A 12,473-nucleotide genomic window follows, 5' to 3' on the forward strand; every position below is an offset into this window, starting at 1 on the left:
ATTATGCCAAATTATAATAAAACCAAAATTGTAGCGACATTGGGTCCTGCAACAGATTCTAAAGAAGTTTTAACAGAGTTAGCCAGAAATGGCGTGAATGTTTTTCGGGTAAATTTTTCACACGCAGACTATTCAAATGTTGAAAACAAAATTAAAACGATTAGAGAAATCAATGAAGAAAATGGATGGAACGTTGCAATTTTGGCAGACTTACAAGGTCCAAAATTACGTGTTGGCGTTATGGAAGATGGCGTAGAATTAAACGCTGGGGATACGTTTACATTCACCACTGATAAATGTATTGGAACCAAAGAAAAAGCTTACATGACCTATCAACGTTTCCCAAAAGATGTAAAAGTTGGTGAAAATATTTTGGTTGATGACGGAAAATTGATGTTCGAAGTAATTTCTACAAACAAAGAAAATGAAGTTGTTGTGAAAGTGATTGTTGGTGGAGAATTAAAATCTAAAAAAGGAGTTAACCTTCCTAATACCAATGTTTCTTTACCTGCTTTGACAGAAAAAGATATGGAAGATGCCGTTTTTGCCATTGGTCAAAAAGTAGATTGGATTGCCTTATCTTTCGTTAGAACTCCAGATGATTTAAGAATGTTACGCGATTTAATTGCACAACATTCAGATTATAGAATTCCGATTATTGCAAAAATTGAAAAGCCAGAAGCTGTTAAAAACTTAGACGCATTGATTCCTTATTGTGATGGTTTGATGGTAGCTCGTGGTGATTTGGGAGTTGAAATTCCGATGCAAGAAGTGCCTTTGATTCAGAAAAAAATTGTTAGGAGAGCAAAAAGAGCCAGAATTCCTGTAATTATTGCTACTCAAATGATGGAAACAATGATTGAAAATGCCGTACCAACAAGAGCAGAAGTAAATGACGTTGCGAATTCAATTATGGATGGAGCTGACGCTGTAATGCTTTCTGGAGAAACTTCAGTTGGAAAACATCCAATCAAAGTAATTCAAAAAATGTCTGAAATCATTATGAGTGTTGAACATTCAAAAATGATTAAAGTTCCACACGAAGCACCAACAGTTAGAACAAATCGTTTCATTACAAAATCCATTTGTCATCATGCTGCATTAATGGCAAATAATACAGACGCAGCTGCAATTTGTACCTTAACAAATAGTGGATACACTGCTTTTCAAATTTCAGCTTGGAGACCAAGAACTCACGTTTTAACTTTTTCTACAGACAAACGTATTTTAGGAAAACTCAATTTACTTTGGGGAGTAAGAGCATATTATTATGACAAAGACCTTTCTACTGATGATACAGTTGAAGACATCAACCAAATTATCAAAGAAAAGGGTTTTGTAAAATCTGGTGATATTGTTATCAATTTGGCTTCTATGCCAGCTGAAGCTCGAGGAATGGTAAATACCTTACGAGTTTCTGAAATAAAATAACTAAAGTTTTATTTTTTTACTGATGATAATTGCATCATTAGTAACAAATGGCATAGGCATCATTGCAGCGGATCTTGGTTTGATTGAAAACTTCGGATGTGAAAGTAAATCAAATGAAATTTCATTGACAATGATGTCTAGTGCCTCTTTTTTATCAACGGTTAATGAAACTGTAATTTCTTTGTCAGCATTTGCTACATAATAAATTAAAAAAGTACCTTTTTTAACAGTGTATTCTTTTCCTTCATTGATCAAGGCGTCATTGACTGTAAAGTTTGTTAAGGATATTTTTTGATTGGTAATAAATTCCAATCTATTGATTTTTTTTGTTGGTTTCAAAACAAGCTCAATCATCCTGTTTTCTCCACGAGTAGAATCTTTTAAAATCTTGATTTTCGAAGATTCAATATCTTTAAATTCCGTTTCTTTATAAAAGCGAAAACGCGTATTGTATTTGCTTTTTGTTTCGGCATTTTGCAAACTTCCTTCCTTAAATCCGTCATTAAAAATTTGCTCTGTATAAGCATCTAAAGTTTGATTATAGGTGCCAAAATAAGCAGTTTTTTCATCATCATTCTGAACATATACCAAACTATTAGGTTTTTTATTTTCTTCAGTAAAACCATTATTAAAAGTGGCATATCCAAAGAAAATCAATGCAAAAACTCCTGAAATTTTCACCAGTAATTGATTCTTTTTTTCAAAGAAAACAAGCACTAATAATCCAAAAACTAGGGCAATTAAAATTCCGCTGATAAAAAGATTTTTCAATCCTAAACCAACAGGAAACATTTTAATTAAAGGAGCAAAAATATATATTGTTGGAATTGAAGTGATCGCAAATACAATTTTAAGAATGTGTTTATTCAAATTGGTGAAAACAGCAATTGCCAAAATCAACAAAGCGCTAAAAACAGGAATGATGAAAAATCCAGCACCTTTTAAGTAAAAACTGATTACAAAATTGATTATCAACCAAAAAAAGATGGGAGCAACTAACAAACTTGCAGGTTTTTCTTCTTTGAAAAAAGAGTTATAAATTTTTAGAATTACATATAAATTCAAGAATATAAAAGCAACAATATATCCATATCCATTATAGGTAAAACCGTGTAAAATATCTTTGTAATGAGGATGAATCAAAACGATTAATTTCCAAAGCAGATAAGAAATTCCTCCAGCCAAAACTGTTGAAAGTAAAAACGGGACAAAGCTTTTTAAAGAACCTTTTATGGTGATTTTATTCAACCCAATTCCAAAGAAAAGAATCACTAAAAACAAAAAAGTGGCAATAAAACAAAAAGGTAAAACCCACGAAAAAGAGAATGTTAACATGCCAATAAAAGGAAAATTCACGTACACAAAATCCTCTGTTGAGTTTAAATTCTCCAAATTTGAATTGGCAAAATGGGGTAACAACGTCATCAAATAATCAGCTTGATGTAACAACGATTCACGATCCATCCGTTCAAAAGAATCTTGTGCTGTATGATAATCAAAATGATCGCCAATAAATGCAAAATTAAAACCATTGATATTCGCATTTGCTCTAAAAACTGTCAAATCAGTATCATTTGGCAGCATTTTATAAATACTATACATTAATGAATTTGCTGCAGGAAAATTAGGCTTTGCAGCTAAAAACTCCGTTAAAAGTTTGCTGTTTTTTCCATTTGTTTCTAATAACATATAACTAGGACCACCACTTCCACGTGCTTCAAAATTGAGCACCAAACCAATATTTTTTGCCCAAGGATGATGTGTAACAAAAGCTTGTGCTCCCAACAATCCTAATTCTTCAGCATCAGTAAATAACAGAATGATATCGTTTTTATGAGCTGCATTTTTGGCTAAAAACGCTCTAATTCCCTCTAAAATAATAACTACTCCAGATCCTGCATCACTAGCGCCTGTAGAAGAAAACATGGCAGAATCGTAGTGCGAAAGTAATAACAAGGCTTTTCCTGAAGAGGTTCCTTGTAGTTTTGCAATGATATTTTCGGTATTTGTTGCTGCAAACCATTTTTTATTGACAGCTACTTTTTGTTGAATTTCAACTTCAAAACCTAATTTTTTGAGTTCTGAAACTAAGTAATTCTGAACTTCTTTATGCCCTTCAGAACCAACATAATGCTGTTTTTGACTGATGTTTTTTAAATGAAACAATGCACTATCTAATGAAAAACCTGTTTGAAGTAGCTCTTTTTGGCTTGAAATACTAGGTTTTAAATCGGAAAAACTCCAGTAAATTGTCCCTAAAACTATAAGGATTGCAATGAGTGATGCGTATTTTTTCATTAGAGAAATTTGATTGCATAAAAGTATGAAAAAAAAACTTTGTTGATTTGTTGACTTCCATTCAAAAAAAATGTAAATTTCAATCAACTTAAAATCAATCTACTATGGGAATTAAAAGCTTTCAAGGAAAAAGAGATACATCTCAAACAAACAAAGCAGAAGAACAAATTTTGGTTTCAGATTATATGACAACCAAATTAATCACATTTAAAGCTGAGGATTCTTTGGATGATGTGATTGCTTTGTTGATAAAACACCATATTTCTGGTGGACCTGTTGTGAATGATAAAAATGAATTGATTGGCATTATTTCCGAGACTGATTGCATCAAACATATTTCTGAAAGCAAATATTACAACATGCCTTCAGATATCAACAATACTGTAGGCAACAACATGGTAACAGATGTTGATACGATTGATAAAAATATGAATATTTTTGATGCCGCTTTTAAGTTTTTAGCTTCGCGCAGAAGACGTTTTCCTGTTGTTGATGAACACGGCGTTCTTTTAGGACAATTAAGTCAAAAAGATGTTTTAAAAGCAGCTTTAAAGGTAAAAGGGAATACTTGGTGATTTTCAAATTATTATTTAAGGGTTTAAATTTCCTTTTTAATCAATAAAAACAAATCATTTTCTAACGCTAAATAACCTTCATCATATACATAAAAATAGGTGTTTCCTGTTTTTGTTTGATAGATGGATGTGAACAACTGAAAATCAAAACCTTTGTCATACAACTTGGTTCTAGAAACTTTGGTTTTGCCTGATGAATTTAATTCGGATAAAATTTTATAATTTTTTTTCAATCGATTATTGATGTTCCGAACCAAATTTTTGCTGTCTTTGGCAATACTATTGTTATACGTATTTCTGCAATAATCAGAGCAGAATTTCTTGTCAATTCTACCAGTAATTTTCTCACCACATTCAAGGCAATTTTTTTTAGTCATAGCAATTACATTTTCTTTTATACTTTTATTTCACCCCAATTTTCTCCTGATTTAATTCGATACAATTGCGTGGTTGTGATACCAAATTGATTCGCAATTATTCGCAAACGAGTTCTTCTATTAGGATCTAGCAATTTTTTTTTGATAACTCTTACTTTAGCTTCAGATAACTTTGCAGCGGGTTTTATACCAAATTTTGCAATTCTTTTTGGATTTTTTAATTGATGCATTGTTAACTCTTTTTGAGTTACCCATTGCAAATTAGAAACATGATTATTGGTTAAATCATGATCTTTATGAATTACAAATTTTGCACCTTCTGGTTTTTTTAAAAACACTGCTGCAACTGCCTTATGAACGTAAAATGCGGAAGGACTTTTTTTCCCTTTTTTTGGATATGAAAAGGTGTTGAAACTATTTATGGTGGTTAGTTTTTTTTCTTTAAAATCATTTGTGGCAATTTCTCTTTTAACACGACCATAATTCGAGATTAAAATTTTTTCTTTTTCAGCATCGTATTTTTCATCTGTTAGCAATTTCCATTCTTCATTCCTAAATGCTTTCATAATAAGGTTTTATAAGTGTAAATGTACAATTTTTATTTGATAGTAAACGACTACAAACGTTTACAATCGAAAGTAATTGCTTTTCAACCGAATAAACCTTTTTTGCTGTCACATCTTTGCAGTGTCAAAACGAATTGACAAAAATAAATTAATCATTTTTTAAAACTTATCTTATGAATACGTTAAGAAACACAGTACAGTTGATTGGAAGATTGGGTCAAGATCCAGAAGTAGTAACTTTCCAAGATGGAAAAAAAATCGCAAAAATTTCTTTGGCTACAGATGATAGCTACAAAGACAAATCCGGTAATAAAGTAGAGCGCTCATATTGGCACAATATTGTTGTAAGTGGTGGTTTGGTAAAAGTAGTGGAAGGCTATGTTAAAAAAGGACAAGAAATTGCCATTGAAGGCAAATTAACAAATCGATCTTATGACACTAAAGATGGTGATAAAAGATACATTACAGAAATTTTGGTAAACGAATTATTGATGTTAGGGGGAAAGTAAATCGTTAGTTCTTTTTGTTTTGAAAATCCGAATTTCTATTGAAGTTCGGATTTTTTTTTGCAAGATTTTCCTAAAATTTGTTTGTAAAAATCATCAAAATATTTTTTGTAACTTGTTGCGGTAAATTAAATCTGCTTCATATGCCAACATATACCTTATCAATCAATGGAAAAACAAAAACTGTAACTGCTGATGCAGATACACCTTTGTTATGGATTTTAAGAGATGAACTCAATATGGTAGGAACCAAATTTGGGTGCGGAATTGCGCAATGTGGTGCTTGTACAGTTCATGTTGATGGCATGGCAACTAGAAGTTGTCAAATGCCAATTTCTTTTTTAGAAGATGTAAAAATTACAACTATTGAAGGTTTGTCTGCTGATGGAACACATCCTGTGCAAGAAGCTTGGAAAGAAATTGATGTGCCACAATGTGGGTATTGTCAAGCAGGGCAAATCATGACAGCTGCTGCTTTTTTAGCAGAAAATAAAAATCCAACAGAAGAAGAAATTAGAGAAGCTATGCATGGAAATATTTGCAGATGCGCCTCATACAACAGAATAGAAAAAGCAGTGAAAGTTGCTTCACAAAAAATGTCTTAATCCACTAAAAAAGAAACACATGGAATCTCAAACAAATATCGATTTTAGTAGAAGAAACTTCTTAAAAACATCTCTTTTAGCAAGTGGAGGGTTGCTTATTGGCTTCAATCTTGTAGCAGCCTGTAAACCAAAAGCAATCATGCCAACATCTATTGAAAACTTAAATTTCAATGATTTTAACGCATATATCAAAATTTCTGATGAAGGTTTTGTCACTATTTTTTCTCCAAATCCTGAAATTGGACAAGGAGTAAAAACTTCCATGCCAATGATTATTGCAGAAGAATTGGATGTTGATTGGAATAAAGTTACTGTAGTTCAAGCTGGTTTAGACACTAAAAGTTTCAAAGGACAAATTGCAGGTGGAAGTCAATCCATAAGAAGTAATTGGAATGTGTTACGCCAAACAGGGGCAACTGCCAAGCAAATGCTTATCAATGCTGCTGCTCAAAAATGGAATGTGGATCCATCAACGTGTACTGCATCCAAAGGAATTATTTCAAATGTCAAAGGACAAACATTGAATTATGGAGATGTAGTAAAATTAGCAGCTACGTTGCCAATTCCTGAAAAAGTTTCACTTAAAAACATCAAAGATTTTCACATCATTGGCAAAGAAATTGTCAATGTTGATATCGATAAAATCATCACAGGAAAACCACTTTTTGGATTGGATTTCAAAACAGAAGGAATGGTATATGCAACTGTGGTTAGACCTCCAGCTTTTGGTCAAACATTGGTTTCGTTTGATGCAACAGAAGCCAAATCAATTTCTGGAGTGCTAGATGTGTTTACTATTGGAGAAAAAGCCCGAAATTTTTTAAGCAAAGGATATGTAAGTTGGACAGCAATTTTAAGTGAAAGTGATAAAATTGTGGTAGTTGCAACGTCAACTTGGGCTGCATTGAAAGCCAAAAAAGCCATCAAAGCAAACTGGAAACCAGCCACTGAATTGGAAAGCTCAACGTTTCATGATCAAAAATTAACCACGCTTTTAGATGGTGATACTTTAAAAGTAATTAGAGAAGATGGCAACATTAATGATGCTTTTAAACAAGCAGATTCCGTTATTGAAAGAACGTATCATTCGCCATTTTTACCCCATAATTGCTTAGAACCTATGAATTTTTATGCAAACGTAACTGCATCAAAAATTGAATTGGTTGGTCCAACTCAAACCCCAGAAGAAGTTTCAAAAGCAGTTGCTGTTTTGTTAAATAGAAAAGTAGAAGAAATTACAGTTGAAATGACGAGAATGGGTGGAGGCTTTGGAAGAAGATTGTATTCAGATTTTGCGATGGAAGCTGCAGAAATTTCTAATAAAATTCAAAAATCTGTAAAGATGGTTTCTGCAAGAGAAGATGATATGACCACAGGTGTATATAAACCTTCTGTAAAATATCGCATAAAAGCTGCCATTAAAGACGGAAAAATCACAGGATATCATCTTAAAGAAGCTGCTATTAACGGAAATATGTATGGCTCAATCGCTCATTTTTTTCCTGCAGGATGTATTCCGAATTATAAAGTAGAGGCTGCTACCTATAACAGTAGTATAACCACTGGTGCTTGGAGAGCACCTTACACCAATTTCTTAGCGTTCGCTGAGCAAAGTTTTTTTGATGAATTGGCTGCTGCCATCAATATTGATCCAATTCAATTGCGTTTAGATTTATTACAAAAGGTGAAAAATACGACAGATAAACGCATTCAATATTCTGGCGAACGCATGGAAAATGCCATTAAATTAGTCAGAGAAAAATCAAATTGGGGAAAAACTCCAAACGGAATTTACCAAGGTTTTGCAGCGTATTATAGTCACAATACCCATGTTGCAGAAGTAGCAGATATTGAGTTGAAAGATGGTTTTCCAATCATTAAAAAGGTAACTGTAGCTGTAGATTGTGGTGTTGTTATCAATGTTTCAGGAGCTAAAAACCAAGTGGAAGGTGGTGTAATTGATGGAATTGGACATGCCATGTTTGGGGATATGTCATTTGAAAACGGAAAACCAACTGCCCAAAACTTTGATGTATATAGATTGATTCGCATGCAAGAAACTCCGAAAGTAGAAGTGCATTTTTTACAAAATGAGTCGTCTCCAACAGGTTTAGGAGAGCCAGGATTGCCTCCTGCAGGTGGTGCAGTTGCCAACGCAATCAATGCTGCTTTAGGGAAAAGAGTTTATAGCCAACCTTTTGTAAAAGCGTTAAAGAAGAGTTCTGTTGTGGGGTAAAGTTTTTTTAAAAATAAATCTCTTGCGCCAAACGAAAGGTATTTGCATGTGCTTCTACAATCGTTTTTATATCAGGAGAATAACCTCCTCCCATAGAACACATCACAGGAATTTTGTCATCGAAACAAGTTTGTAACACAAATCGGTCACGTTCTTTGCAACCCTCAATAGTTAGGGAAAGTTTGCCTAATTTATCTGTGGCAATCACATCAACACCACATAAATAATACATGAAATCAGGTTTTTCTTGATGGATGAGTTTTGGCAATGTTTCCTTTAAAATCGACAAATAAGTTTCATCATTCGTATTATTTTCTAGCGCAATATCCAAATCACTTTTTTCTTTTTGAAATGGGTAATTGCTTTTTCCATGCATTGAAAAGGTAAAAACAGTCTCATCATTTTGAAAAATTTCTGCAGTGCCATTTCCTTGATGCACGTCTAAATCAACCATTAAAATTTTGTTTGCCAATTGCTTATTTTGCAAATATTTTGCACCAATTGCTTGGTCATTCAACATGCAAAAAGCTTCACCACGATTTGAAAATGCGTGATGTGTGCCTCCTGCAATATTCATGGCAATTCCGAATTGAATCGCAAATTCAGATGCTTTCATGGTGCCATCAGCAATGATCATTTCACGTTTGATTAGCATATCAGAAAGCGGAAATCCTATTTTTCTGGCTGCTTTTTGTGAAAGTGTTCCATTTAATAATTCAAAAAAATAGTCCGAATTGTGAACTGTAAAAAAGTGTTTGTAATTGGGAATTTCAGGTTCAAAAAAGTTAGCTGTTTTGCAAGTACCTTCGTACACTAATTGCTGTGGAAGTAAATCATATTTTTCCATTGGAAAACGATGACCTTCAGGCAATGGATGTTTATAAATAGGATGAAAAGCTATTTTTAGCATTTATGCTTTTACAAATTCTTGTTCAATTTCTTCCAAAGATTTTCCTTTGGTTTCTGGAACGATTTTTAACATCACAAAAAATCCAATCAAGGCAATAAATCCGAAGATAAAAAAAGTCAATGCATTGCCAAAATTTGACAATTCCCAAGGGAAAATCAATTGCACCAAAGAACTAATCAAAGAGTTGATAAATGCAATGATTCCTATTGCCAAACCACGATATTTTATAGGATAAATTTCCGATAACAATACCCACATTACAGGACCTAATGAAAATGCGAAACAGGCAATAAATCCTAAAATTCCAATTAAAACTAAAGTTGCATTGATGTTAGTTGCTGCCTCTAAAATAGCGCCATCATTTTTTTGATAAACAGCTAATCCTAAAGCCGATTTTGCAGCATTTTTAAAATCTAAATCGTTTGTAAAAACCGTATTTTCTATGGTTAATAATTTGGATGAATTTTCGAAATTAAGATTATTTATTTTTTCAGTAGTGAGTTGATACGTTGCTTTTTGAAATCCGTAAGCGCATAAAATCAAACTAAAAGCAATGCCAAAAGTACCTACTAATAAAAGTGATCTTCTGCCAGTTTTATCAATCAAATACATGGAAATAATGGTAAAAATTACAGAGACTGAACTCAATAAAATTCCGGATGAAAACGCAGCATCTGTGCCAATTCCTGTTTGTTTAAAAATAGAAGTTGCATAAAAATAGACAGCGTTGATGCCTGTAATTTGCTGTAAAATTCCGATTACCAATCCTACTAAAAATAAAAATTTCAAGCCTGGTTTAAGTAATTCTTTGAAACTTACTTTTGATTTTGTGAGTTCATGAGAACTATTTTTTTCGATGGTAGCAATTTCTTCATCAGCAGTAATTTTTCCATGAATTTGGATTAAAACTCGTTTTGCTTCTTCAGGTTTGTTTTTTACATACAACCATCTTGGGCTTTTTGGTACAAAAAACAAGAAGAAAAAATAGAGCAAAGCCGGAATCAATTCTACCCCCAACATGTATCTCCAAACATTTTCATCAGTCAAAAAAGAACTTTCAGGAGTATTGTATTTGTTGAAAAAATAATTGCTTAAAAATGCAGCAAAAAAACCTAAAACGATATTTAATTGCTGAATTGCTACTAATTTCCCTCGGTTTTTGGAAGTTGAAATTTCTGCAATATACATAGGTGCCAATACCAAAGCCGCACCAAAAGCCAAGCCACCAATCATTCTTGCGATGTATAAAACTTCGTAAGAATTCGCAACTGCTGATAATAAAGCAGACAAAGCATATAAAAATGCGACAATCAGTAAGATTTTTTTTCTACCAAAAATGTCACTCAATCTTCCTGAAAATAACATGGCAATCATGGCTGCAAAAGAGGGCGAGCTCACCACCCAACCTTCTTGAAGCTCCGTTAATTGAAATTCAGGACTTGCATACGACATGACCCCAGAAATAATTCCGGCATCAAATCCGAATAAAAATCCTCCTAAAGAGACTACAAATGCAATGAGTGCGAGTTTTTTTGACATAATTTTTAGTTTAAACCAACTTAATCTTCAAATTTTCTAAAAATAACTTCATTTGAAAATAAATGATAATCAACGTTAATAAAGTAGTTTTTATATTTAAAAACTGTTTCTCCAGGGTTTTTAATACTGTAATCTTGCATTTTATCAAAGGCATTTTTTCCAATTATCCCTTCAAAATGATTAAATTCTTGATCAAATAAACATTCTATTCTTGTTGCCTTATTATTGGACGCTGAATTAAATGCTAACTGAGTTGGATTAAAAAATACAGTAACATTACCAATGCCTGCGATTGGAATTCCACCAAAAGGCATCATCATTGCCCCATTTGTTCTTTGTATCACATAGCCTCCAATTACAACATGGAATTTATCATAAAATTTTCTGAAAGAAATTCCAGCATTGCTAGACGAAATTTTTCTTAAAAACTGTTTCGTTTTTTCTAACTCTCTATAATCCTCAAAACTGCCTCCTTCTTGTATAATTGGAGTGTTTTTAAAAATTATAGTTTCATCAGCATTAACTGTTAAATTTTTTATTAATTCACCAGTTTTGTAGTTTAAAAAATCAATAGATAAATTTTCTTTATTTACTGCTAAAGTACTGATAACATCGCCATTTAAAAATGAATTAGTCTTTGTTGAATTCCCTTCAAAAATGGGTTTATTAAATCTATTAAACGAAGATTGAAAAGTATTTAAATCTATTTCAAAAACTTGGGTAAATTTGTTGTTATTGTCTGTAGTGAAAACAATCAAATTTTCTCTTGAGTACATTTTTACTTTTTCCGAAGCTAACTCTATTGATATTGGTGTGTTATCTTCAATTTTTTTGATTGAACCAGAATTTATTAAAATTGGTATAATAGATAAATTTTTCTTATTATCAATAATATTAATTTCTATTAGATTTTTTTTAGGAACTCCATTTTCATCAAAAGTATAGATATAGATGTCATAGTTTAATTTAGACCCTGTTATCAAATAAAATTGATTGTTCCTGTCAATAGTTTGTATGAAATTTTCTTCTGAACTTATAATAAAATCACTTGAAGAACTAATTTTATTTTCAAAAGAGAAATTGATTGAAGAAAATTTATTTTTGTTTTTATTTGTTAAAAAAACTCGATATGAATTTGATTCTGAAACGCTTGATCCAATTAAAGTTTTATATTCTCTACTTTTTTCTTCAGATACCATTTTGTCTATGACTTGAAATTCTGAATTTAATTTATATCCATAAACATTTTTTGCATCAACAATAAAATACCCAATTTCCCCTGTTTTTTCATTTACAATTGGTATTGCATCTTTTAAATTTGAAGTAGTTGTTTTTAAGTCATTTATAAATGAAACTAATCTTTGTTGAGATATTAAAAGGTTGCTTGACACTAATAAAATAGAAAAGAATAAAATTTTTTTAATCATCAT

General features: G+C 32.0%; 11 protein-coding genes. 5 read left to right on the forward strand and 6 right to left on the reverse strand.

Features of this window, described 5'->3' with window-relative positions; all coding sequences use genetic code 11:
- Positions 1–3 precede the first annotated feature (3 nt).
- A complete protein-coding gene (gene pyk, locus WHA43_RS09015) occupies positions 4–1,431 on the forward strand; it encodes a pyruvate kinase (RefSeq protein WP_105046729.1) in 1,428 nt (475 codons plus the stop codon).
- On the opposite strand, the gene WHA43_RS09020 is transcribed toward pyk, so the two are convergent.
- Positions 1,432–3,729 (reverse strand): M20/M25/M40 family metallo-hydrolase, encoded by a 2,298-nt coding sequence (locus WHA43_RS09020; protein WP_105046730.1) that lies wholly within the window; start codon positions 3,727–3,729, stop codon positions 1,432–1,434.
- A 104-nt stretch (positions 3,730–3,833) separates the two neighbouring features.
- On the opposite strand from WHA43_RS09020, the gene WHA43_RS09025 reads away from it, so the two are divergent.
- The gene (locus WHA43_RS09025; protein ID WP_105046731.1) at positions 3,834–4,304 is read left to right on the forward strand and encodes a CBS domain-containing protein; all 471 of its coding nucleotides are present in this window, start codon (positions 3,834–3,836) and stop codon (positions 4,302–4,304) included.
- Between the two features lie 23 nt (positions 4,305–4,327).
- On the opposite strand, the gene WHA43_RS09030 is transcribed toward WHA43_RS09025, so the two are convergent.
- Positions 4,328–4,681: a hypothetical protein gene (locus WHA43_RS09030; RefSeq protein ID WP_105046732.1), complete on the reverse strand. Its 354-nt coding sequence runs from the start codon at positions 4,679–4,681 to the stop codon at positions 4,328–4,330.
- A gap of 17 nt (positions 4,682–4,698) precedes the next feature.
- Positions 4,699–5,247 (reverse strand): HNH endonuclease, encoded by a 549-nt coding sequence (locus tag WHA43_RS09035; RefSeq protein WP_105046733.1) that lies wholly within the window; start codon positions 5,245–5,247, stop codon positions 4,699–4,701.
- 173 nt (positions 5,248–5,420) lie between these two features.
- On the opposite strand from WHA43_RS09035, the gene WHA43_RS09040 reads away from it, so the two are divergent.
- The 3 genes from WHA43_RS09040 to WHA43_RS09050 all read left to right on the forward strand — a co-directional run bounded on the left by WHA43_RS09040 (position 5,421) and on the right by WHA43_RS09050 (position 8,594).
- Positions 5,421–5,756, forward strand: coding sequence for a single-stranded DNA-binding protein (locus tag WHA43_RS09040; RefSeq protein WP_105046734.1), 336 nt, complete (start codon positions 5,421–5,423; stop codon positions 5,754–5,756).
- 140 nt (positions 5,757–5,896) lie between these two features.
- Positions 5,897–6,358, forward strand: coding sequence for a (2Fe-2S)-binding protein (locus WHA43_RS09045; RefSeq protein ID WP_105046735.1), 462 nt, complete (start codon positions 5,897–5,899; stop codon positions 6,356–6,358).
- Between the two features lie 19 nt (positions 6,359–6,377).
- Positions 6,378–8,594, forward strand: coding sequence for a xanthine dehydrogenase family protein molybdopterin-binding subunit (locus tag WHA43_RS09050; protein WP_105046736.1), 2,217 nt, complete (start codon positions 6,378–6,380; stop codon positions 8,592–8,594).
- A gap of 7 nt (positions 8,595–8,601) precedes the next feature.
- On the opposite strand, the gene WHA43_RS09055 is transcribed toward WHA43_RS09050, so the two are convergent.
- Genes WHA43_RS09055 through WHA43_RS09065 form a run of 3 tightly spaced genes read right to left on the reverse strand, consistent with a single transcriptional unit; the run spans position 8,602 to position 12,473 of the window.
- On the reverse strand, positions 8,602–9,504 hold the full coding sequence (locus WHA43_RS09055) for a histone deacetylase family protein (protein ID WP_105046737.1): 903 nt from the start codon (positions 9,502–9,504) through the stop codon (positions 8,602–8,604).
- Positions 9,505–11,043, reverse strand: a complete 1,539-nt coding sequence (locus WHA43_RS09060) for a sugar porter family MFS transporter (RefSeq protein ID WP_105046738.1) — start codon at positions 11,041–11,043, stop codon at positions 9,505–9,507.
- A gap of 20 nt (positions 11,044–11,063) precedes the next feature.
- Complete coding sequence (locus WHA43_RS09065) at positions 11,064–12,473, reverse strand: hypothetical protein (protein WP_105046739.1); 1,410 nt, start codon at positions 12,471–12,473, stop codon at positions 11,064–11,066.

It is taken from the genome of Polaribacter gangjinensis, from assembly GCF_038024125.1.
Classification (GTDB): Bacteria; Bacteroidota; Bacteroidia; order Flavobacteriales; family Flavobacteriaceae; genus Polaribacter; species Polaribacter gangjinensis.